Source organism: Atlantibacter hermannii (genome assembly GCF_009907385.1).
Taxonomy (GTDB): Bacteria; Pseudomonadota; Gammaproteobacteria; order Enterobacterales; family Enterobacteriaceae; genus Atlantibacter; species Atlantibacter hermannii_A.
The window spans coordinates 60,590-82,421 of the sequence record NZ_JAAATR010000031.1; the positions used below are offsets into that span (position 1 = coordinate 60,590).

Sequence of the window (21,832 nt, forward strand, 5' to 3'; positions counted from 1 at the left end):
CAACGATGCTGAAACTGTTTAAAACCCTCCTCAAAACGGGCGAAGCCACGGTGAAGTACCCGTTTAAGCCGCTGGACGTCTGCCCGGGCTTTCGCGGCAAACCGGTGTACGACGCCGAACAGTGCATCGCCTGCGGGGCCTGTACGGTCGCCTGCCCGGCCAATGCGTTAACCATGGAAACCAACACCACCACCGGCGAGCGGGTGTGGCAGATTTTCTATGGCCGGTGCATTTTTTGCGCCCGCTGCGAGGAAGTGTGCCCGACCCGCGCCATTGTGCTGTCGGAAGAGTTTGAACTGGCGGTGACCAATAAAGCCGATCTCTACACCACGGCGACCTTTGCGCTGCACAGCTGCCCGCAGTGCCATCAGCCGTTTACCACTAAAAAAGCGCTGGCCTTAACCCTGGACTTGCTGGCCCAGTCCAGCGGCGATCCGGACACGGTCGAGGCACTGCGCGGCGTGTACGAGTGCTGCCCGGGCTGCCGTCAAAAATATAACCTGAGTACTAACGGTTCACTGCGTATGCGCCAGATTGCTGTGGGAGAAAAATCATGAGCCTGCCGGACATTAAAGTGAATCATCACGTCAGCCAGCCCATCCAGCTGGATGAGCAGGCGGCGAAGCTGAAAAGCACCCTGCTGAAAGATATTCAGCGTTCCGCCTATGTTTATCGGGTGGACTGCGGCGGCTGCAACGGCTGCGAAATCGAGATTTTCTCGGCCATTACTCCGCTGTTTGATGCCGAACGTTTCGGCATCAAAGTCGTTGCTTCACCGCGCCATGCCGACATTTTACTGTTTACCGGCGCGGTGACCCGCGCGATGCGCGTCCCGGCGCTGCGCGCATATGAATCCGCGCCGGACCCGAAAATCTGTATCTCCTACGGCGCCTGCGGTTGCGGCGGCGGGATTTTCCACGATCTGTATTGCGTGTGGAGCGGCAGCGAATCCATCGTGCCCATCGACGTGTGGATCCCCGGCTGCCCGCCGACGCCCGCCGCCACGCTGTACGGCTTCGCGGTGGCGCTGGGGCTGCTCGATCAAAAACTGAAGGGCGAACAGCATATCGAAGCCATCGGCGAAAAAGCGGCGCTGATCCTCCCGGAAGTGCCGCTGGCGACCCGGGTGATGATCGAGCGCGAGGCCCGCCGTATGGGCGGCTACTGGCAGGGGCGGCTGATCAGCGATGAGTTCTTAAAACGCCTGCACGGCGCGTCGGTGGGGGAAGTGGCACCGCGATTATCGCAGTGGCTCAGCGAGGAAAACGATCCGCGACTGCGGGAAATCGTCCAGCGTCTGGCCGGGCTGTTACAGCAGGGGGGCCAGCATGGCTAACACCCGTCCGCCGGAAGTGGTGTTCTGGTCGCTGCGCCAGAAATTCGTCGACAGCGATGACGACGTGCCGGAAGAGGCGCAGCAGGTGATGTATTACTCGCTGGCGATAGGCCATCACGTTGGCATGATCGACTGCCTGAAAACCGAACTGGTGTGCCCGCTGGCGCAGTATCAGCAGTGGCTGGAATTGCTGCCGGAAGGCGAGGCCAGGCGCAAGTTGCAAGGGCTGTTGACCTTTGGGGAGATCACCATCGATTCCACCCATACGTCGCTGTTGGCCAACGCGCTTGCGCCGCTGCGCGACAGCGCGCCCGAGCCGTTTAACCAGTGGAGCACCACCCTGGTCCGCCTGTTGGGCGATATTGTGCGCGAACCTGCCATCTACCTGATTGTGAAGAGGAAACCATGAAGCCTTCCGAAATCAACGGCGTGGTGTTAACCGTTGGCAACAGCATGATGGGCGACGACGGCGCGGGGCCGCTCCTTGGAGAGAAAATGCTGCGCGACCCGATCCCTGGCTGGACCGTGATCAACGGCGGTTCTGCGCCGGAAAACGTGGTGCATCAGGTGCGCGCGCTGAATCCGTCAAGGGTGGTGGTGGTAGACGCCACCGATATGGGGCTCAATCCCGGCGAAATCCGGGTGGTCGATCCGAATGATATCGCCGAAATGTTCATCGTCAGCACCCACACCATGCCGCTGACGTTTCTTATCAACAGCCTGAAGGATGATATCCCTGACGTGACGTTTATCGGCATCCAGCCGGATATCGTGGCGTTTTACTTTCCCATTACTCCTGCGGTGAATGACGCGGTAGCGCGGTTGTATCGGCATCTGGAAAACGGGCAGGGACCGGAAGGGATTGAGGCGCTGGTGGTGGAAAGGGAATCTGAGGAAATATAAGTTTTTTCGATGGATCGTTTGCCGGGGATATTCCCCGGCATTATTGTCTTAAAAGTCGGTTACTCAAATCTCCCGCGCCGATATCCCCAGTCTCTGCATCCTTGATAACAGCGTGCTGCGCTTTAACCCCAATCTTGCCGCCGCGCCGCGCGGACCGGCGACAATGCCGTTGGTTTCCCGCAGCACCTGAATAATGCGCTCGCGTTCGGCGTCGTCGTGCTCCGGCACCGGGGGGGTGATCATCGCGGGTGCCGATCGCGGCGCGCGTACCGGCGCAGGCGGTTCGGCAGGTAAATAATGGCGCAGTTTTTCCAGCGGTAAATGCAGCGTATTGCCCTGGCTTAATATCACCGCACGCTCAATCACGTTTTCCAGCTCGCGCACATTGCCCGGCCACGGCAGTTGGCTGAGCAGTCGCATCCCTTCGGCAGAAATGCTGTCGATATTGCGGTTCATGCGGCGGGCGATTTTTTGCGTGAAATGCTTCGCCAGTAACGGGATATCCTCCGGCCGCTCGCGCAACGGGGGGATCAGGATCGGAAACACGTTCAGGCGATAGTAGAGATCGCTACGGAATTCCCGGTCCAGCGATTTCTGATGCAGATCCTGGTTAGTCGCGGCAATCAACCGCACATTCACCGGGATCACCCGGCTGCTGCCGAGACGTTCGATTTCCCGTTCCTGCAATACGCGCAGCAGTTTTGGCTGGAGCTCGAGCGGCATATCGCCCACTTCATCCAGGAACAGCGAGCCGCCTTCCGCGCGCTCAAAACGGCCAATATGGGTGGCGGTCGCGCCGGTAAACGCGCCTTTTTCATGACCAAACAGATCGCTTTCAATCAGCGTAGCGGGAATGGCGGCGCAGTTCATTTTCACCATCCGGTGGCCTTTCCGCTGGCTTAAGTTGTGGATCGCCCGCGCCACCAGCTCTTTACCGGTGCCGGTTTCCCCGAGGATCAGGACGGTGCAGTCGCTTTGCGCCACCATCTCGATTTGGGTGATCACCTCTTTCATCGCCTGGCTCTGGTAGATGATCTCGCTGAAATGCTCTTCGCTGCCGATCTGCTCGTTAAGCCAGATATTCTCGATCTCGAGAGATTCTTTCAGCCGATGGATGACGCTGTAGGCGCTGGCGTTATCCACGGCAATGCTGATGCGCGCCGCGATTTGCTGGAGTAAATGAAGATGGCTGCCCTGAAACATCCCGCCGCTGCGATGGGCCAGAATCAATACGCCCTGCGGTTCGTGACCAAACTGGAGCGGCAGCAGGCAGACGTTATTCAGCCCGTTACGGGTGGCGCGGGTCAGCAGGCCGTCTTCGCGAACTTTTTCATCTTCATTATTCAGCTGCATCACGCACAGTTGCGGCTGTGCGCCGCTCTGCGCCAGCAGCGTATCCTGCATGGCGATGTATTCGCGTTCGCAAACCAGCGGCGAGCCGGGGACATACCAGGTGGAGTAAAGATCGAAACGCGCATGACGTGAATCGGCATCGAGCAACGCCATGCCGATATAATCAATGCCGAAAAAACGATGAATCTCTTTTGAAACCTCCGACACCAGCGCGTGCATATCAAGATGTGAAATGACGGAGTTGGTGGTATCCACCAGTATGCGGAAATGATCGCGTTCATCGCGCAATTGTCGGCATTCATTCTGCAATGCCTCGTGGGTCAGTAAATGCTGCAGCACAGCGGCGACCGGCGCGCAAAGCTGGCTGAGCCAGAGTTTCGCGTTATCAGAGAACGGATGTTGCGCGGGAGGAATAAACAGTAAACGCCCCAGCGCATTGCCATTGACGGTCAGAGGCTGAATAAAGGCGTCTTTGGGCGCCTCCTGAGCGTTGGCAAACACATTGTCTTGCTTTGCGACGTTGCCTTGCGCATTACAGTGCCAGCGGACATGCGGCAGGCGCAGTTCCAGCGCGGCAGGAACATACGCCAGTGCCGGATGGCGGATCAGCGTCTGCAACAGACCGGGAATATCGCTTTGTAAGAAAAGCGATTGCGATATTCGCAGAATATTCTCCTGCACAGAAGAAGACGTCATCACGTTATCGGAAGCCATTGTCACATTAATCACCCTGGTGTCAGGTGAAAATAATTCACAAAATTTTCACCGTTAAAAAAAATTATACCTTCATGGCTAATTATTTTGAATGTGCCATGTCAGGTTATTGGTCGCTTATCTTGATAATTATTCTCATTTGCTCTGTTTTTACACTTAATTGTTAGCTGGTTCAAATCTACAGCTGATTAAAAGTCGGGTGGTACAGATTATGCATAAAGAAAATCGAGTTCTGTCTCTGTTTTTAATCCAATTTGATGGTGATCAACATGAGTGACAATAATTTTTTTGATTTGCGACTGCCAGCAGAAATGGCAAAAGTGGCTGAGCAGGCGGGATGTTATAAGGCGACCAAAAAGAAATCGTTATCCTTTTTTCTGGCGATTACCGCAGGTGTGTTCATTGGCCTGGCCTTTGTGTTTTATATTACCGTCATTACCAATAGTCCGGCGAGCGGATTAACAAAATTCGTGGGCGGATTATGTTTTGCGATGGGGTTGATTCTGGTGGTTATTTGCGGCGCCGATCTTTTTACCTCAACAGTATTAACCGTCGTCGCCAAAGCCAGCGGTTTAATTACCTGGCGGCAACTTATTGTAAACTGGATAATTGTTTATCTGGGCAATATGGCTGGCGCGCTTTTTCTGGTGGCCTTGATCTGGGGAGCCGGGCAGTACACGGCGTCAGACGGGCAATGGGGCTTAAGCGTGCTCAGCACGGCGGACCACAAGCTGCACCATACTTTTATCGAAGCGGTTTGCCTGGGGACGCTGTGTAATTTAATGGTCTGTCTTGCGGTATGGATGAGTTATTCCGGCCATTCGCTAACGGACAAAGTTGTCGCCATGTTATTTCCGGTCGCGATGTTCGTGGCCAGCGGATTTGAGCACAGCATTGCGAATCTGTTCTTAATCCCGATGGGGATTGTTATTCGCTATTTCGCGCCAGATTCATTCTGGCATTCAATAGGGATGAGCGCCGGCCAGTTTCCATCGTTAACGATTCATGATTTTATTGTGAATAATTTAATACCTGTAACCATTGGTAATATAATTGGTGGCGGCGTACTGGTGGGGATCACCTACTGGGTCATCTATCTTAATCCGGCTAATCAGCGGCATTAATTTACGCCATTCGCCGCTGAAGACAAAAATGTCAGATTAAATATCAGCAATTTTGTCGTAATAAATATAATCGATTATTTTCCCGTGAGGTAATAAAACAGTTTTTGTGATCGACTGCAAAAATTTAGACATGGGTTAAACGCTGTCTTCAATCTCTGACTGCTGCGTGAAACGGTTATCGGAATCACACTTTCCGAGGGTTAGCCGCACGCAGTTGTCAGGCGTTTTTGTCGGGCAATATGTTCGGCATTTCTGCCGAAAAGTCATTTTGACAGGGAATTACACCGGAATGAATAAACTAACTCTTTAATTTATAGCGTTATTTTTCGAAATACCGCTCTGGCACGCGGTTTGCTTATAAAAGCGTGCAATGTGAATGACCGGCCGTGTCCGGTTAACAATAACGAAGACTCAGGAGTGAGCTGATGAACCGGTTCATCTTTGCGGATTCCAATAAATGTATTGGCTGCCGGACGTGTGAAATTGCCTGTGTAATGGCGCACGGAGACGGCGATATCGCGCAGATAACGCAGTATCCGTTTTCACCGCGTATTCATGTGGTGAAAGGCTTTAGCGTGAGTACAGCGGTGATCTGCCGTCAGTGTGAGGACGCGCCCTGCGCGACAGTGTGCCCCAATGCCGCTATCACGCGCAGGAACGACTTCATTTATGTCGATCAACAAAAATGTATTGGCTGCAAAACCTGCGTGGTGGCGTGCCCTTACGGCACCATGGACGTGGTGACAAAGGTCATGGTCAACGACGATCGCGCGTTAAGCAGCGGTCTGAACACCCGCGCCCAGGCCAATAAGTGCGATTTGTGCCATACCCGCGATATCGGTCCCGCCTGTGTTGAGGTGTGCCCGACCAAAGCGCTGGTGGTGATGGACAGAAATGCCGTCGATCAGATGGTGCAGGAAAAACGCCGCCGTGCGGCGCTTGATACATCAGTCTCAGGATCTTTCTTAAACTTTTGACTCCCTGGTCAGGGGAAAAGGTTACGTAATGGAAAAAATCATTTCTGTGTGCCCGTACTGCGGTGCAGGGTGCAAACTCAATTTGTGTGTGGAAAACGGCAAGATTGTCCGCGCTGAAGCGGCAAACGGTGTCACCAACCAGAACGAACTCTGCCTGAAAGGCTATTACGGTTGGGATTTTCTCAACGACACCCGGCTGCTGACGCCACGCCTGCAGCAACCCATGATTCGTCGCCAGAAAGGCGGACCATTTGAAGTGGTCTCCTGGGAGGAGGCGATCCGTTTTACCGCGTCCCGCTTGCAGGCGATTAAGGCCAAATACGGCCCGAAATCGATCATGCTCACCGGATCGTCACGCGGCACCGGAAATGAAACCAACTACGTGATGCAGAAGTTCGCGCGCGGCGTGATTGGCAATAACAATATCGACTGCTGCGCCAGAGTGTGCCACGGCCCGTCCGTGGCCGGGCTGCGCCAGACGCTCGGCAATGGCGCGATGAGCAACTCGATTTCCGATATCGAAAACTCAGCGTGCCTGCTGGTATTTGGCTACAACTGCGCCGATTCGCATCCTATCGTGGCCAGACGCGTGGTGAAAGCCAAAGAGAGGGGCGCGAAAATCATCGTCTGCGATCCGCGTAAAATCGAAACCGCGCGCATCGCCGATCAGCACCTGCAAATGAAAAACGGCAGCAATATGGCGCTGGTTAACGCCTTTGCCCATGTCCTGATCGAAGAAGATCTCTATGACAAAGCTTACGTTGCCAACTTCACTGAAGGCTTTGAGGCATACCGCGACATCGTGGCGGATTACAGCCCGGAAGCGGTAGAAGAGCTGGTCGGCGTCCCTGCTCAGGCGATCCGCCAGGCGATGCGCACTTACGCCGCCGCGCCGTCCGCCACCATTATGTGGGGCATGGGCGTGACGCAGTTTGGTCAGGCGGTTGATGTGGTGAAAGGGCTGTCGGGTCTGGCGCTGCTCACCGGGAATCTGGGCCGTCCGAACGTGGGCGTCGGGCCGGTAAGGGGGCAAAACAACGTGCAGGGCGCTTGCGATATGGGCGCGCTGCCGGATCTGTTTCCGGGTTACCAGTCGGTAAGCGATCCGGCGGTACGGGAGAAATTCGCCAACGCCTGGCGTATCGATCCACAAACGCTCGATCCGGAACCGGGCTATCGCATCACCGAAGTGCCGCACCTGGCGATGGAAGGCAAAGTCAAAGCCTATTACATCATGGGCGAAGATCCGCTTCAGACCGAGGCGGATTTAGGGCTGGTGCGCCGTGGGTTTGACGCGCTGGAATTCGTGGTGGTTCAGGACATCTTTATGACCCAAACCGCCGAGCAGGCGGACGTGATCCTGCCCGCCACCAGCTGGGGCGAGCATGGCGGCGTCTTCTCCTGCGCTGACCGCGGTTTTCAGCGTTTTGAAAAAGCCATCGAAGCCAAAGGGAACGTCAAACGCGACTGGGAGATCATCAGCCTGATCTCCACCGCCATGGGCTACCCGATGAAGTATGAAAATAACGAGGCCATCTGGAACGAGCTGCGTGAGCTGTGCCCGCTCTATTACGGCGTGACGTGGGAGAAAATGGCCGGGCTGGGCCACGTGCAGTGGCCGTGCCCGACGCTGGAACACCCCGGTACGCCGTATCTCTATAAGGACAATAAGTTCGCCACGCCGAGCGGCAAGGGGCAGCTGTTCGCCACCGCCTGGCGCGCCCCGGCGGAAATTCCTGATGAAAGCTACCCGCTGGTGCTGTGTACCGTGCGTGAAGTCGGCCACTACAGCTGCCGCTCGATGACCGGCAACTGCCGGGCGCTGGTGACGCTGGCGGATGAACCGGGCTTTGTGCAGATGCATCCGGACGATGCCCGCCAACTCGGCGTCGCCAACCAGGCGCTGGTGTGGGTGATGTCGCGACGCGGCAAGGTGATTTCACGCTGTAATTACAACGAGCGCGTTAACCGTGGCGCGGTGTACATGACTTACCAGTGGTGGATTGGCGCCTGTAACGAGTTAACCCAGGACAACCTCGACCCCACGTCAAAAACGCCGGAAACCAAATACTGCGCGGCGCGGGTGGAAGCGATTGAGGATCAGAAATGGGCCGAGAACTTTGCCAGCCAGTCGTACAACGAGATGAAAGCCCGCTTGCGTCAGCACGTTGACGGCGCGGCGCGGGCCATCGCGTAATTGAGGTGAATAAAAAGGCGGACTGCGGTCCGCCTTGTTGTTGTCAGAACGCGCCGTGGTACAGGGCGACGATATCATCGAGAGTGGCTTCACGCGGATTGCCGCCGGTGCAGACATCCGCCAGCGCGGCCTGGGCCAGCTCGGCCACATCCTGTTCACGCGCGCCGACATCGCGCAGCGAGGCCGGAATACCCACATCGCGGTTGAGCGCTTCTACCGCGCCGATAGCCGCTTCCCGCGCCTGCGCAATACTCATGCCCTGCACGTCCACGCCCATCGCCTGCGCAATGGCACGATACTTCTCGCCGGTATAATCGGCGTTGTAGCGCATCACATGCGGCAACAGTATGGCGTTCGCCACGCCGTGCGGAGTGTCGTAAAACGCGCCCAGCGGGTGCGCCATGCCGTGTACCAGCCCTAAGCCGACGTTTGAAAAGCCCATCCCGGCGATGTATTGCCCGAGCGCCATATCCTCCACCGCCGCGGATTCACCCGCGACCGACTGGCGCAGGGAACGGCCAATAATTTCGATGGCTTTCAGATGCAGTGTATCGGTCAACTCCCACGCGCCGCGGGTGATATAGCCCTCGATGGCGTGGGTCAGCGCGTCCACGCCGGTCGCGGCTTTCAGCGCGGCGGGCATGCCGTCCATCATATCGGCGTCAATAAACGCCGCCAGCGGGATGTCATGAGGATCGACACAGACAAATTTACGGCGGTTTTCTTCGTCGGTGATCACGTAGTTAATGGTAACTTCGGCAGCGGTTCCGGCGGTGGTGGGAATAGCGAAAATCGGCACGCTGGGATTGCGGGTAGGAGCGACGCCTTCCAGACTGCGCACATCCTCATATTCCGGGTTGGCGATAATAATGCCGATGGCTTTGCAGGTATCCTGCGGGGAGCCGCCGCCCAGCGCGATAAGGTAATCCGCGCCGCTCTGGCGGAACGCCGCCAGGCCCTGCTGCACGACCTTAATCGTGGGGTTGGGCACCACATCGGCAAAGATTTGGTATTCAAGACCTGCGCTGTCGAGCTTGTCGGTAAGTTTCGCCGCCAGACCGCAGGCAACCAGCGTTTTGTCGGTGACAATTAACGCTTTGCGATAATCCCGACGCTTCACCTCGTCCGGAAGCGCATTCACCGCGCCACGTCCAAACCATGACGTCTCATTAAGAATCATTCTGTTAGCCATAACGTTTGCTCCTGATGAATTATGCCTGTAACCGGGCTCGCTACGCTTCGACCCGCAGGCCATAGGTTTTAAATTTCTCCAACACTATGGCGATTTCTTCATCATCCAGTACCGGGACCGGATCAACGATGGCTAAAGTCGTCAGATAAAGCCGCGCCAGCACTTCCACTTCATGGGCCAGCCACAGCGCTTTATCGAGATTCTCTTCGCAGGCAATCAGCCCGTGGTGTTGTAACAGCGTGGCTTTGCGATCTTTTATCGCCTCCGCCACGTATTCAGAGAGTTTGCGCGTGCCAAAGGTGGCGTAGGGCGCGCAGGGGATCGAGTTACCGCCCGCTGCGGCGATCATGTAATGAATGGCGGGGATCGGGCGATTTAAAATCGAGACCGCCGTGCAGTTCACCGCGTGGTTATGCACCACTGCATTCGCATCTGCACGGGTCTGGTACACCACCTGGTGAAAGCGCCATTCGCTGGAGGGCAATTTGCCCTCTTCATGACGGCCTTCGGCATCGACAAAAACAATGCTCTGTTCAGTCAATTTCTCGTAAGGAATACCGGTAGGGGTAATTAACATGCCGTCGCGATAGCGCACGCTGACGTTTCCCGCTGTGCCCTGATTTAATCCAAGGCGCGTCATTTCAAGACAGGTATCAATAATTCCACGGGCCAGTTTTTCACGTTCCATTTCTCTTCTCCGAATCGGTAAAATATTAATTTGGCTAAGGGGAGCCGGGCAAAGCCCTGAACGGCTTTGCCTGAAGTGTTATCAGCGATGTTTTTTTTAATGTGTTATTGGCGCTTAATTAATTTCATCGTCACCTGTTCAGTGCGTTTGACCGGCGTGCCGTCAATCGCCTGCTGCATTAAATCGAAGGCTTTTTCCGCCCAGCTGTCTTCATCCTGCTGCATTGACCAGACGTTATTGGATAAAAATCCCAGCATCGGATGTTCGTCAAAGGTGCCGATATTAATATCCGGCGGAATGCCGCCGCACTGTTCGCGCAGCTCTTTAATCGCCCCTTCCAGCACCGGCAGCGACGAGGCGATAAACGCTTTCGGCACGCCGTGTTCGGCGATTAAGTTTCTCATCATCTGTGCGCCGCCCGCCGGGGTATTGTAGGGATCCTCCGCCACCCACGACGACGCCAGCGGGTGCTGTTTAACGGCATGTAAATAGCCGGCTAAACGGTCATGAATACTCGGCAGTTGTTTATCGCCCACTAAAAACCACAGCGGCGCCTGGCGGGCGTTAAGCATGGCGTCGGTCAGCGTCACGCCTCCGGCGAAGTTATTACTTTCCACCAGCGCGTTGTCGGTGAATTTAAAATCGCGGTCCAGTAACACCAGCGGTTTTTTCACCTGGCGCAAATGGTGCTGCTGGTTTTCCAGGGTGGCTGGCGCAATAAACAACCCATCCACATTGCGGGCGATTAACGCTTTCACCAGCTTATTTTCGTAATCCACGTCGTTATAAGTACAGCTGATCATCAACTGGTATCCCGAACGTCGGCAGCGCAGCTCTAATTTTTCGGCGAGGGTGGCGAAAAATACGTTCGAAATACAGGGAATGATTAAACCCAGCGTTTCCGTTTTATTTAATTTAAGGCTCCGGGCGGAATGGTTAATGGTGTAGCCATAACGCTCGACATATTCGTTAATTCTGGCCTGTGTTTTTAAACTGATGCGATACTGTTCCGCTTTCCCGCTTAACACTAACCGGACGGTGGTGACTGACAAATGAAGATCGGTCGCAATCTGTTCTACGGTTTTGGCCATCTGCCTTTTTCCCTTATGATGACGAAAGGCTTATTATAATCACACACCGGTGATTCCCCTGGACGACCATTACGATATTTGCCCGTTGCTCAGCGAGATGCTGCCGCCCCGCAGGGCGGCAGCGGCAGGATTACTTTTTCTTACCGAACGGGTGCAGCAGTTTATCCACCGCCGGGTCGTCAATGTTCTCCATGCTGACATACTTAACGGGGATATCGATGACTTTTTCTACCGTTTTACCGTTAATGGCGTCATCCAGCGCTTTAATGCCCTGATAACCGATCTGATACGCGTCCTGCACCACAAATCCCTGCAGTACGCCCGCGCGCAGGAAGCCGATAATCGCTTCGGTGCTGTCAAAGCCGATGACTTTCACTTTGCCTTTAATACCGAGGCTGTCCACCGCGTTAGCCACGCCCAGCGTCGCCCCTTCGTTGGTGGCGTAGATCCCGGCTAAATCCGGGTTGGCCTGCACCATATCGGTGGTTTTATCCATCGCTTTTTGCGGGTCGCCATCGCTGTACTGCACCGGCAAGACGGTGATATCCGGGTACTTCTCTTTCATCTGTTTAGTGAAGCCTTCGGATCGTTCAATCGCCGAACTGGTGCCCGCCACGTGAGCGATCACGCCCACTTTGCCTTTGTTGCCGATAGCGGCGGCCAGCGCATCCGCCGCCTGCGCCCCGGCTTTCACGTTGTTGGTGGCGACAAAGCTCGCCGGAATGTCGGAATTTACGCCGGAATCGAAGGTGACCACTTTGATGCCGCGGCTGTTGGCGCTCTCAACCAGCGGTGCCAGCGCGTTGGCGTCCAGGGCGGCAAGCAAAATCCCGTCCGGTTTTTTCGCCATGGTATTTTCCAGCAGCTGGATTTGCTCGGCGATTTGGGTTTCATCCGCCGGGCCGACAAAACTGGTGCTCACCCCCAGCTCTTTGGCGGCGGCTTCGGTGCCCATCTTCACGGTCTGGAAAAACTCATGCTGATAACCCTTGCTGACGACCGGCAGGGTGAGGTTTTTCGCCCATGCGGGGCTGGCCAGCACCGCCGCCATCGCTAACGCACTCAACAGGAACTTGGTTTTCATAGGACTGACTCCGTTTCTTATTAGGTTTGGTACAGGGGAAGATCCACATCGCTACAACGGATCGCTAACGCATTTTTTTGCGCAACGTGTCGAGATACACCGCAGCCACCACCACCACGCCCATGGCGACCATTTGCCAGAACTGCGAGACGCCCATCAGGTTGAGGCCGTTTTTCAGCACGCTCATAATGAATGCGCCGATAATGGTGCCGCCAATCGTGCCCACGCCGCCCATCAGGCTGGTGCCGCCAATCACCACTGCGGCGATGGCTTCCAGCTCATAACCCACGCCGACGGTTGGCTGCCCGGAGTTGAGGCGTGACGCCAGAATGACCCCGGCGATCCCGGTGAGCAGCCCGCAGAAGGCGTAGACAAAAATCTTCACCCGCTGCACTTTAATGCCCGACAGGTGCGCGGCCACTTCGTTGCTGCCCACGGCGTAGACATAGCGGCCAATCACCGTTTTCTTGAGGATGTAAGCGGCGATGGCGGCGATAATCGCCAGGTAAAACACCGGGTAGGGGAGGACGTCGAATAAACGTCCCTGCGCCAGCAGTTTGAAGGTGGGATAATCCGAGAAGTAAATGGCGCGCCCGTCGGTCATCACCATGTTGATGCCGCGCACCGACATCATCAGGCCCAGCGTGGCGATAAACGGCGGAATAGTCGCGCGCGTGACCAGCAGGCCGTTGACGCAGCCGCACAGGCCGCCCGCCACCATACCGGCAATCACGCAGACAATCAGCGGCATGCTGTACGATGCGCACAGGCCCACCACCACCCCGGAAAACGCCACCACCGACCCCAGCGACAGGTCGATCCCGGCGGTGATAATCACGTAGGTCACGCCAATCGCCATGATGCCAATCACCGAGGTTTGCAGGGCGATGGTCATAATATTTTCGGTATTAAAGAAAAACGGCGAACTGAAGCTAAAAAAGAGCACCAGTAAAACCAGGCTTAATAACGGCGCCAGGCGCATGAGCAGGGCTTTATTAATTTTTCCTGATTTCACCGGCTGGCTGGAGGGCGTTAATGAGTCAGTCATGATTTAATCCTCTAACGTCGCATATTTCATAATATTTTCTTGAGTGGCCGTCGCGTTATCCAGCTCACCGGTAATACGGCCATTGCGCATCACTAATATGCGGTCGCACATGCCGAGGATTTCCGGTAATTCCGAGGAGATCATGATGATAGATTTCCCCTTTGCCACCAGGCGATTCATTAATTCATAAATTTCCAGTTTCGCGCCCACATCAATACCGCGCGTGGGTTCGTCAAAAATCAAAATATCGGTGTCTTTGCATACCCAGCGGGCGATAATTATCTTTTGCTGATTACCGCCGCTTAAATGCAGCGCAGGTTGTTGGAGATGGGGCGTTTTAATACGTAAGGCTTTGACTAATTGCTCGCTGGTTTCCTGACACTGTTTCTCTTTAACAATCCCTAATGCACCGGAATATTCAGGGTAATTGCCGAGCATGATATTGAGCTCCACGGATAATCCCAGCGCCAGCCCCTCTTTTTTGCGATCTTCAGTGAGATAGCCGATGCCCTGTTCAATCGCCTGATGAACATCGGTAATCACGACGGGTTTGCCGTTAAGTTTCACCTCGCCCCGATCGATTTTATCAGCGCCGAACAATGCCCTGGCAAGCTCGGTACGGCCAGCCCCCATCAGGCCGGAGAGCCCAAGAATTTCGCCGCGATACAGCGAGAAATTAATGTCGCGCAGTACGTCCTTACGGTTAAGGTTGTTCACCTCCAGCACTGTGTCGCGCCCGGTAAACGGCGGCCTGCGCGGGTAGATGTCGCCCAGTTTACGGCCCACCATCATGGCGATTAAGTCGCTGATTTGCACCGTTTCATACTCCACCGTGCCGATGTACTGCCCGTCGCGCATGACGGTGGCGCGGTCGGCAATCAGCGCCAGCTCTTCCAGGCGGTGCGAGATATACACAATGCCAGTGCCCTGTTCTTTAAGCAGACGAGTCACGTTGAACAGACTGTCGATTTCGCTTTCCGTCAGGGCGGCGGTGGGTTCATCCATGATTAAAATTTTCGCATTAACGGAAATGGCTTTCGCGATTTCCACCATCTGCTGCTGCGCAACCGTTAAGTCCGCTACGCGGGTTTCTGGTTTAATTTTCAAATTCAGGGTGTCAAGAATATGCTGAACTTTCTGGCGCTGGGTTTTGGTATCCAGTTGCCAGCGATTGTGTTTACAAAATTCCCGACCAATAAAAATATTCTCTTCAACGGTTAAATCAGGAAATAAATTAAACTCCTGATGAATAATCGTGATGCCGAGCAGTTGCGCCTCCAGCGGACTGGCGAATTTAACCGATTTTCCTTCGAAAATAATTTCCCCTTCGTCGGGCTGATACACGCCGGACAAAATTTTCATTAGCGTGGATTTCCCCGCCCCGTTTTCACCCAACAGGGCGTGAACCTCACCGCGGCGTAACGTAAATCCAACATTACTCAACGCCACCACGCCGGGGAAACGCTTGGTAATATTATTCATCTGCAAAAAATTATCTGACATGGCGTTTTCCCTTGGTTGACCAGGTGTTCGCTGTCTGTGAAAACGGGAGAGGCAAATACCTTTATGAATAACAACGGCAACGTAACGGCGTCATAAAACAGAGCCGCAGTAAATATTCCCGGCATTAATCCCGTTTTTATTTGAATATTGCTAACTCGTGTTAGCTTTTGCGTAGTTAAACCTATGCAATGCGCTGTTTTTCGACAAATACTTTCAATTCAAATTGTGACACCGCGCAAGAGATATGGAGTATTGGATTGAATTTATTGAATATATTATTTTTGTGCCGGATCGCATCCCCTTTTTAAAAATTACCAACGCGTTGAGTACGTGAAAAACATCACACTTCAGGACGAAACTCGTTGTCGATTCTAATTTTTACTCACTATGCTAATTCGAGTTAGCAAATTTCCCCCTTCGGGCCGTTAGATGCGGCATTCCTGTCGCAGCGGTGTGGTATCGACCTGAAAACAATCTCAAAAATATGAGGAATAACAATGACTACCCTACCGAAAATCGGCATTCGCCCGGTCATCGATGGTCGCAGAATGGGCGTGCGCGAATCCTTAGAACAGCAAACCATGGACATGGCGAAAGCCACTGCGCAGCTGCTGGCGGAGCAATTACGCCACCCGTGCGGCGCGACCGTGGAGTGCGTGATTGCCGATACCTGTATTGCCGGCATGGCGGAATCCGCCGCCTGCGATCAAAAGTTCAGCACCCATAACGTCGGCCTGACCATTACGGTTACGCCGTGCTGGTGCTACGGCAGCGAAACCATCGATATGGATCCGATGCGCCCGAAAGCGATTTGGGGATTCAACGGCACTGAACGCCCTGGCGCGGTTTACCTGGCGGCGGCGTTAGCGGCCCACAACCAGAAAGGGCTACCGGCGTTTTCGATATACGGTCACGACGTGCAGGACGCGGGCGACACCGCCATTCCGCAGGACGTGCAGGAAAAACTGCTGCGCTTCGCCCGCGCCGGGCTGGCGGTGGCCAGCATGAAGGGCAAAAGCTATCTGTCGCTGGGCGGCGTGTCGATGGGCATCGCCGGCTCGATTGTCGATCACAACTTCTTTGAATCTTATCTCGGCATGAAGGTGCAGGCCGTCGATATGACCGAACTGCGTCGCCGCATCGATCACAAAATTTACGACGAGCAGGAGCTGGAGCTGGCGGTGAGCTGGGCCGACCAGCATTTCCGCTTTGGTGAAGATAAAAACGCGCAGCAATACCGTCGCGACGAGCAGGCCAACCGGGCGATCCTGCGCGAAAGCCTGCTGATGGCGATTTGCATTCGCGACATGATGCAGGGCAACCCAAAACTGGCGGAAATCGGGCGTGTGGAAGAGTCTCTGGGCTACAACGCCATCGCCGCCGGTTTTCAGGGGCAGCGCCACTGGACCGATCAATATCCCAATGGCGACACCGCCGAAGCGCTGTTGAACAGCTCTTTCGACTGGAACGGCGTGCGTCAGCCCTATGTGGTGGCGACGGAAAACGACAGTCTGAACGGCGTCTCGATGCTGTTTGGCCATCTGCTTACCGGCACCGCCCAGGTGTTTGCCGATGTGCGCACCTATTGGTCCGCCGGGGCGGTGGAGCGCGTCACCGGGCATAAACTCACCGGCCATGCGCAGCAGGGCATCATCCACCTCATCAACTCGGGGTCGGCGGCGCTGGACGGCACCTGCCGTCAGCAGGATGAAAACGGTAAGCCGACCATGAAACCGCACTGGCAAATCAGCCAGCAGGAGGCCGATGCCTGTCTGGCGGCCACGGAATGGTGTACGGCGGTGCACGAATATTTCCGCGGAGGCGGTTTTTCATCACGCTTCCTGACCCAGGGCGGCGTGCCGTTCACCCTGAGCCGCATCAATCTGGTGAAAGGCATTGGGCCGGTATTGCAAATCGCCGAAGGCTGGAGCGTTGAGCTGCCGAAAGCCGTTCACGATACCCTCGATAAGCGTACCGACTCCTCCTGGCCGACCACCTGGTTTGCGCCGCGCGTGACCGGCAACGGCCCGTTCCGCGACGTGTACTCGGTGATGGCGAACTGGGGCGCAAACCATGGAGTATTGACCGTCGGGCATGTGGGCGCGGATCTGATTACCCTGGCATCAATGCTGCGTATTCCGGTGTGCATGCATAATGTCGAGGACGAGGCGATTTATCGTCCCACCGCCTGGGCCGCCCACGGCATGGACAGCGAAGGCCAGGATTATCGCGCCTGTCAGAACTACGGGCCTCTGTACAAACGCTAACCGAATACGGGGCGGCCAGCGGGTCGCCCCGTTTTTTCAGGAGAGTTGATGATGCAAGACGCAGTTCTGGTGCTCGACTGTGGCGCCACCAACGTGCGGGCGATTGCGGTAGATAATCGGGGGCAAATTCTGGCAAAGGGCGTGGTCGCCAACGCCAGCGAGCCCGCCGCCGGGGATCCCGCCTGGCATAACTGGTCCCTCGATCATATTCTTCAGCGGTTTCAGCAATGCTGCCAGCACATCGCCCCGCAACTGGCCGGGCTGAATCTGCGCGCGATGACCGTCACTACCTTTGGCGTGGACGGCGCGCTCACCGATGCGCAAGGCGAGCTGCTGTATCCCGTCATCAGCTGGAAATGTCCGCGTACCGTGCCGGTGATGAATGACATTGCGCGAATAATTGACCCGCAAACCCTTCAGCAAATTTCCGGCATCGGGCAGTTCAGCTTTAATACGCTGTATAAGCTGCTCTGGCTGAAGCACAACCAGCCGCAGGCGCTGGAAAATGCTCATGCCTGGCTGTTTATCTCTTCGCTGATTAACCAACGCCTGACCGGCGAATTCACGACCGATCGCACTATGGCGGGCACCAGTCAGCTGATGGATCTGCATACCGGCGTGTTTAGCGACGTGATATTACAGCGGGCGGGCATCCCGGCGCGGTTGTTCCCGCGCCAGGTTGCGCCAGGCGACATCGTGGGCGAACTGCGCCCGCAGATGGCGGATTTTCTCGGCATTCGCCCCGGCATTCCGGTGATTGCCGCCGGGCACGACACCCAGTTCGCGCTGTTTGGCTCCGGCGCGGGGCTGGACGAGCCGGTGCTGTCATCCGGCACATGGGAAATCCTGATGGTGCGCAGCGCGCAAATTAATACCGCTTTGCTGCCGCAGCATCCGGGTTCCACTTGCGAGCTGGATAGCCACCCGGCGTGGTTTAACCCCGGCCTGCAGTGGCTGGCGTCGGGCGTGCTGGAATGGGTGCGTAAAAGCTGGTGGCCGCAAGGCGAGGGCGCGGCGGTGTATCAGCAGATGATGGCGGAAGCGGCAGCGTTACCGCCGGGCGCGCAGGGCGTCACCATGCAGGGTAATTTGCTGGAGGGGAGCGACTCCGGCTGGCGCGGCGTGACGTTAAACACTACCCGCGGCCATTTTTACCGGGCGGCGCTGGAAAATCTCACCTGGCAACTGAAAAACAACCTACAGGTACTGGAAACCCTCGGCGGCTTTCGCGCGCGGGAGTTGCTGCTGGTAGGCGGCGGCAGCCGCAATATGCTGTGGAACCAAATGAAAGCCGATATTCTCGATCTGCCCATTAAAATACTCAGTGAAGCAGAAACCACGGTGGTGGGCGCGGCGCTGTACGCCTGGGCGGGCTGCGGCGAGTTCGCCAATGCGGATGCGGCGCGCGCCAGCCTCGACTGGCGTTATCGCACTCTCTGGCCTGGCGAACAGCGCGATCTGTGGAAAACCCTAAGGAGCTCATCATGTTGAAAACCATTTCGCCGTTAATCTCTCCGGATCTGCTGAAAGTGCTGGCGGAGATGGGCCATGGCGATGAGATTATTTTTGCCGATGCCCACTTCCCGGCGCACAGTCTCGGGCCGCAGACGCTGCGCGCCGACGGCTCGACGGTGAGCGAGCTGCTGGCCGCCGTGATCCCGCTGTTTGAGCTCGACAGCTACGCGCCTCCGCTGGTGATGATGGCGCCGGTAGACGGCGATGAATGCGATCCCGCTGTGGAAGCCCGCTATCGCGCGGCGCTGTTCAACGGCCAGCCGGGGCCGGAAATCGAGCGTATCGATCGCTACGCGTTTTACGACCGGGCCCGCCAGGCCTATGCCATCGTGGTGACGCGGGAGTGCGCGAAGTACGGCAATATTTTGCTCAAGAAAGGCGTCACTCCGCTCACATAATCATCAACATTAATGACCTGTCATCTGCGCCAGGTTAAGCTGGCGCATCACTGTTTACCCGCGTGATTGTCATTCAGACTGTATATAGTCTGAATGACACTGTTAAAATGACAATTCTTCTCATTTGATTTTTTCAGTTAATTGATTTTTATGGTTTTTATTCCTGGCATGGAAGATGCAGAGCAAAGTGAAATAACGTCACTTTTGAGGTCAGACTCATGGCACATCGCATTCCTGCAGAATATAAACACACCCGTTCTACCGCTTTCTTTGAGCGTTCTACGGTTCCCCAGGCGCTGTTAACCCATCACAACACCAAAAAAGGCGTCTACGGTCGCCTTTCCGTGATGCGCGGCGCGGTAAAATATATCGGTTTTAAAAACGAGCACGATCAGACGCCGGAAATTGAAGTTATCATTCATGAAGGGCAGTTTGGCGTTAGCCCGCCGCAGTACTGGCATCGCATTGAACTGCTGACGCCGGACACCTGTTTCAACATCGACTTTTTCGCCGCCCCGGATGCAGAACTGGATGGCAAAGGGTTTGGCCAGGTGGTGCAGACGAAAATCAGCCACTGACAGGAGAACAGCATGGGCGCGCGCCTCGATCGTGAAAAGCTGACTATCCAGAAAATGATTGCGCTGTACCAGCGCAAAAGCCCGCAGGCGCTGGCGGAGCCCGCCCATTATCAGGCGCTGTATGACTACGCCATGAAGCGCCTTGATAAATGCGTGTTTGGTGAAAACAAACCCGCCTGCCGCCAGTGCCCGATCCACTGTTACCAACCCGCCAAACGGGAAGAGATGAAGCAGATTATGCGCTGGGCGGGGCCGAAGATGTTATGGCGGCACCCCATTTTGACTCTTCATCATTTCATCGACGATCGCGCCCCGGTGCCGGAAATCCCTGAGAAGTACCGCAAAAAATAGCGTTCTACTCACCAGGGGGCATAAAGCCGTCATCCCGATGTTGGAAGGGGGATGAATCCACTGGAATAGCAGGAGTCGCGTAAGCGATCTGGCTGATGGGCATGATGGGCCAGGTTCCGCGCCCGGCATTGCTGGCGCGCGCTTCCCGGTAACGCTTCAGTCGCCCGCGTTACCGTTAACGACCAGGCGTCATGATCGTTCGCCGTGGCGAGAAAAAGCAATGCTTTGCGATAAAATCTGAATTCCCTTTGCGTGTATACATTTCTACGCAGTGAAGTCGTTTCATCGATAGACCCTGAACGAGATTAAGTAGTGGTTCTACTAATATAATATTAGATATATCCCATGGATCAATGGACGCCTCAAAGCTTTTTTTAATACCCTTCAGATAAACAAAGATATATATCCGGGTTTTAACAAAAAAAGCTTTTACAGATAAAAGAAAGGATTTTATATACGATTATTTGCTATCAATGTTGTTATTTATCAACAGCTTTAATTTGTTGTACAAATTAAATGTTTTCACGGATAAAAATTTTTTTTAGTAAAATTGTTTTTATTTTGCTAAGCGCCTCACACTACTTAACCGTGAGGATGTGAGGGCGATAAAATAAGTTTTAGGAAATCATCCGGACCCTTTTGGTTTTGCTAAAAGGGTCTGGAATATGTCATGCAGGTTACAACGCGCCAATTTGCAGGGTTAACGTTAAATTTTCCCCGGTCATTAACAGCCTTAGCCCCGGTTGTCCGGGCTGATTATGGGCATTAACCGGATGCGTCTGGGGTTCCAGGCAAATAAATTCGCTTTGCGGTGTCTGGTAGACCATTAACCATGGCGTATTGCTACAGAGAACAAAGTGACTTTCATTACTGATAAGCCGTGCGATACCATTCCAGCCGGAATAACCATTGTTAATCCATTGCGCGCCGGGAATTGACGGCACCATAAAATCCAGCGCGGCGGGTATGACCGATGACCATTCGAGCGGTAAATGTTGTGGACCTTCCGGCCAGTATCCGCCAGCAGAAAATTGCACCCGCGTTTGCGGCGTTTTGGCAAAGTAAGGATGAAAACCCGCCCCATAAAGCATTGGTGTTGCGCCATAGTGAGTAATTACTAGCTTTGCTTTAAATCGGTTCTCTTCGAGGGCATACGTGATTTGTGCGCGGTAGTCGAAACCACATGCTTCTGTGGCGCGCAGTTGCAGAGTTATTGCGTGCTCACCGGCATCGCAAACCTCCCATTCCCTGAGCCAACCGTTACCATGTAAAAAACCTTCTGGATCGCCAGCCTGGCCCGGCAAATCAACCTGGGTATGACGTAGCGGAAAGCGGTTTTCCGCCACCCGGTTCGCCAGCGGCAGCATGGGGAAAAGCGCGCTATCGCCGGGATGGAACGACGCATTGTCCTGCCAGGCACGGAGGATCGGGTGTTTATCGGCAGTTTCCAGCGCCAGCAGCGCCGCGCCTTGCGAAGTCACCCGCATCCGAAGATGCGGGTTTTGCAGCATAA

The 21,832-nt window shown here is 55.1% G+C and carries 20 protein-coding genes; 12 read left to right on the forward strand and 8 right to left on the reverse strand.

The features are described from left to right. Nucleotides 1-5: 5 nt before the first annotated feature. From hyfH to hycI, 4 genes are read left to right on the forward strand one after another with little or no spacing between them, the layout of a single operon-like run. A complete protein-coding gene (hyfH, locus tag GV764_RS09255; RefSeq protein ID WP_161659897.1) occupies nucleotides 6-557 on the forward strand; it encodes a hydrogenase 4 subunit H in 552 nt (183 codons plus the stop codon). Further along, nucleotides 554-1,336 (forward strand): NADH-quinone oxidoreductase subunit B family protein, encoded by a 783-nt coding sequence (locus GV764_RS09260; protein ID WP_161659898.1) that lies wholly within the window; start codon nucleotides 554-556, stop codon nucleotides 1,334-1,336. Before hyfH ends, GV764_RS09260 begins: the two co-directional genes overlap by 4 nt. Further along, nucleotides 1,329-1,745, forward strand: a complete 417-nt coding sequence (locus GV764_RS09265; protein ID WP_161659899.1) for a formate hydrogenlyase maturation HycH family protein — start codon at nucleotides 1,329-1,331, stop codon at nucleotides 1,743-1,745. Before GV764_RS09260 ends, GV764_RS09265 begins: the two co-directional genes overlap by 8 nt. Then, nucleotides 1,742-2,239, forward strand: a complete 498-nt coding sequence (gene hycI, locus GV764_RS09270; protein ID WP_161659900.1) for a hydrogenase maturation peptidase HycI — start codon at nucleotides 1,742-1,744, stop codon at nucleotides 2,237-2,239. Before GV764_RS09265 ends, hycI begins: the two co-directional genes overlap by 4 nt. A 63-nt stretch (nucleotides 2,240-2,302) precedes the next feature. Here the strand turns inward: hycI and GV764_RS09275 are convergent, their stop codons facing one another. After that, nucleotides 2,303-4,306: a sigma 54-interacting transcriptional regulator gene (locus GV764_RS09275; protein WP_236651860.1), complete on the reverse strand. Its 2,004-nt coding sequence runs from the start codon at nucleotides 4,304-4,306 to the stop codon at nucleotides 2,303-2,305. Between the two features lie 269 nt (nucleotides 4,307-4,575). Between GV764_RS09275 and focA the strand changes: the two genes are divergently transcribed. The 3 genes from focA to fdhF all read left to right on the forward strand — a co-directional run bounded on the left by focA (nucleotide 4,576) and on the right by fdhF (nucleotide 8,604). Next, nucleotides 4,576-5,430, forward strand: coding sequence for a formate transporter FocA (gene focA / locus GV764_RS09280; protein ID WP_161659901.1), 855 nt, complete (start codon nucleotides 4,576-4,578; stop codon nucleotides 5,428-5,430). A gap of 425 nt (nucleotides 5,431-5,855) precedes the next feature. Next, on the forward strand, nucleotides 5,856-6,407 hold the full coding sequence (gene hydN / locus GV764_RS09285) for an electron transport protein HydN (RefSeq protein WP_161659902.1): 552 nt from the start codon (nucleotides 5,856-5,858) through the stop codon (nucleotides 6,405-6,407). Between the two features lie 28 nt (nucleotides 6,408-6,435). After that, on the forward strand, nucleotides 6,436-8,604 hold the full coding sequence (fdhF, locus tag GV764_RS09290; RefSeq protein WP_161659903.1) for a formate dehydrogenase subunit alpha: 2,169 nt from the start codon (nucleotides 6,436-6,438) through the stop codon (nucleotides 8,602-8,604). A 43-nt stretch (nucleotides 8,605-8,647) separates the two neighbouring features. Here the strand turns inward: fdhF and fucO are convergent, their stop codons facing one another. The 6 genes from fucO to GV764_RS09320 form a co-directional block, all read right to left on the reverse strand. Continuing rightward, nucleotides 8,648-9,796, reverse strand: coding sequence for a lactaldehyde reductase (fucO, locus tag GV764_RS09295; protein ID WP_161659904.1), 1,149 nt, complete (start codon nucleotides 9,794-9,796; stop codon nucleotides 8,648-8,650). Between the two features lie 40 nt (nucleotides 9,797-9,836). Beyond that, a complete protein-coding gene (gene fucA, locus GV764_RS09300; RefSeq protein ID WP_125293858.1) occupies nucleotides 9,837-10,484 on the reverse strand; it encodes an L-fuculose-phosphate aldolase in 648 nt (215 codons plus the stop codon). A gap of 104 nt (nucleotides 10,485-10,588) precedes the next feature. Next, nucleotides 10,589-11,575 (reverse strand): LacI family DNA-binding transcriptional regulator, encoded by a 987-nt coding sequence (locus GV764_RS09305; RefSeq protein ID WP_161659905.1) that lies wholly within the window; start codon nucleotides 11,573-11,575, stop codon nucleotides 10,589-10,591. Nucleotides 11,576-11,705: 130 nt separating this feature from the next. Beyond that, on the reverse strand, nucleotides 11,706-12,659 hold the full coding sequence (locus tag GV764_RS09310; RefSeq protein ID WP_161659906.1) for an ABC transporter substrate-binding protein: 954 nt from the start codon (nucleotides 12,657-12,659) through the stop codon (nucleotides 11,706-11,708). A 64-nt stretch (nucleotides 12,660-12,723) separates the two neighbouring features. Next, nucleotides 12,724-13,707, reverse strand: coding sequence for an ABC transporter permease (locus GV764_RS09315; protein WP_161659907.1), 984 nt, complete (start codon nucleotides 13,705-13,707; stop codon nucleotides 12,724-12,726). A gap of 3 nt (nucleotides 13,708-13,710) precedes the next feature. Then, the gene (locus tag GV764_RS09320) at nucleotides 13,711-15,210 is read right to left on the reverse strand and encodes a sugar ABC transporter ATP-binding protein (protein ID WP_161659908.1); all 1,500 of its coding nucleotides are present in this window, start codon (nucleotides 15,208-15,210) and stop codon (nucleotides 13,711-13,713) included. Between the two features lie 497 nt (nucleotides 15,211-15,707). Between GV764_RS09320 and GV764_RS09325 the strand changes: the two genes are divergently transcribed. From GV764_RS09325 to GV764_RS09345, 5 genes are all read left to right on the forward strand, one after another. Next, nucleotides 15,708-17,477, forward strand: coding sequence for an L-fucose isomerase (locus GV764_RS09325; RefSeq protein ID WP_201743126.1), 1,770 nt, complete (start codon nucleotides 15,708-15,710; stop codon nucleotides 17,475-17,477). Nucleotides 17,478-17,525: 48 nt separating this feature from the next. Next, nucleotides 17,526-18,968, forward strand: a complete 1,443-nt coding sequence (gene fucK / locus GV764_RS09330) for an L-fuculokinase (RefSeq protein ID WP_161659909.1) — start codon at nucleotides 17,526-17,528, stop codon at nucleotides 18,966-18,968. After that, the gene (gene fucU / locus GV764_RS09335; RefSeq protein ID WP_161659910.1) at nucleotides 18,962-19,390 is read left to right on the forward strand and encodes an L-fucose mutarotase; all 429 of its coding nucleotides are present in this window, start codon (nucleotides 18,962-18,964) and stop codon (nucleotides 19,388-19,390) included. Before fucK ends, fucU begins: the two co-directional genes overlap by 7 nt. A gap of 218 nt (nucleotides 19,391-19,608) precedes the next feature. Next, the gene (locus GV764_RS09340) at nucleotides 19,609-19,968 is read left to right on the forward strand and encodes a TehB family protein (protein ID WP_161659911.1); all 360 of its coding nucleotides are present in this window, start codon (nucleotides 19,609-19,611) and stop codon (nucleotides 19,966-19,968) included. A 12-nt stretch (nucleotides 19,969-19,980) separates the two neighbouring features. Further along, nucleotides 19,981-20,319 carry a nitrous oxide-stimulated promoter family protein gene (locus GV764_RS09345; protein ID WP_161659912.1) on the forward strand — a complete coding sequence of 113 codons (339 nt, stop codon included), beginning with the start codon at nucleotides 19,981-19,983 and terminating at the stop codon, nucleotides 20,317-20,319. Between the two features lie 677 nt (nucleotides 20,320-20,996). Here GV764_RS09345 and GV764_RS09350 read toward each other — a convergent pair. Beyond that, entirely contained in the window at nucleotides 20,997-21,830 is an 834-nt protein-coding gene (locus tag GV764_RS09350) for an aldose 1-epimerase (protein WP_236651858.1), read from the reverse strand. Between the last annotated feature and the right edge of the window lie 2 nt (nucleotides 21,831-21,832).

Excerpts from the sequence above, each read along its gene's own strand:
- hyfH (WP_161659897.1), top strand. The coding sequence starts at position 6 with ATGCTGAAACTGTTTAAAACCCTCCTCAAAACGGGCGAAGCCACGGTG.
- GV764_RS09260 (WP_161659898.1), top strand. The coding sequence starts at position 554 with ATGAGCCTGCCGGACATTAAAGTGAATCATCACGTCAGCCAGCCCATC.
- GV764_RS09265 (WP_161659899.1), top strand. The coding sequence starts at position 1,329 with ATGGCTAACACCCGTCCGCCGGAAGTGGTGTTCTGGTCGCTGCGCCAG.
- hycI (WP_161659900.1), top strand. The coding sequence starts at position 1,742 with ATGAAGCCTTCCGAAATCAACGGCGTGGTGTTAACCGTTGGCAACAGC.
- GV764_RS09275 (WP_236651860.1), bottom strand. The coding sequence starts at position 4,306 with ATGGCTTCCGATAACGTGATGACGTCTTCTTCTGTGCAGGAGAATATT.
- focA (WP_161659901.1), top strand. The coding sequence starts at position 4,576 with ATGAGTGACAATAATTTTTTTGATTTGCGACTGCCAGCAGAAATGGCA.
- hydN (WP_161659902.1), top strand. The coding sequence starts at position 5,856 with ATGAACCGGTTCATCTTTGCGGATTCCAATAAATGTATTGGCTGCCGG.
- fdhF (WP_161659903.1), top strand. The coding sequence starts at position 6,436 with ATGGAAAAAATCATTTCTGTGTGCCCGTACTGCGGTGCAGGGTGCAAA.
- fucO (WP_161659904.1), bottom strand. The coding sequence starts at position 9,796 with ATGGCTAACAGAATGATTCTTAATGAGACGTCATGGTTTGGACGTGGC.
- fucA (WP_125293858.1), bottom strand. The coding sequence starts at position 10,484 with ATGGAACGTGAAAAACTGGCCCGTGGAATTATTGATACCTGTCTTGAA.
- GV764_RS09305 (WP_161659905.1), bottom strand. The coding sequence starts at position 11,575 with ATGGCCAAAACCGTAGAACAGATTGCGACCGATCTTCATTTGTCAGTC.
- GV764_RS09310 (WP_161659906.1), bottom strand. The coding sequence starts at position 12,659 with ATGAAAACCAAGTTCCTGTTGAGTGCGTTAGCGATGGCGGCGGTGCTG.
- GV764_RS09315 (WP_161659907.1), bottom strand. The coding sequence starts at position 13,707 with ATGACTGACTCATTAACGCCCTCCAGCCAGCCGGTGAAATCAGGAAAA.
- GV764_RS09320 (WP_161659908.1), bottom strand. The coding sequence starts at position 15,210 with ATGTCAGATAATTTTTTGCAGATGAATAATATTACCAAGCGTTTCCCC.
- GV764_RS09325 (WP_201743126.1), top strand. The coding sequence starts at position 15,708 with ATGACTACCCTACCGAAAATCGGCATTCGCCCGGTCATCGATGGTCGC.
- fucK (WP_161659909.1), top strand. The coding sequence starts at position 17,526 with ATGATGCAAGACGCAGTTCTGGTGCTCGACTGTGGCGCCACCAACGTG.
- fucU (WP_161659910.1), top strand. The coding sequence starts at position 18,962 with ATGTTGAAAACCATTTCGCCGTTAATCTCTCCGGATCTGCTGAAAGTG.
- GV764_RS09340 (WP_161659911.1), top strand. The coding sequence starts at position 19,609 with ATGGCACATCGCATTCCTGCAGAATATAAACACACCCGTTCTACCGCT.
- GV764_RS09345 (WP_161659912.1), top strand. The coding sequence starts at position 19,981 with ATGGGCGCGCGCCTCGATCGTGAAAAGCTGACTATCCAGAAAATGATT.
- GV764_RS09350 (WP_236651858.1), bottom strand. The coding sequence starts at position 21,830 with ATGCTGCAAAACCCGCATCTTCGGATGCGGGTGACTTCGCAAGGCGCG.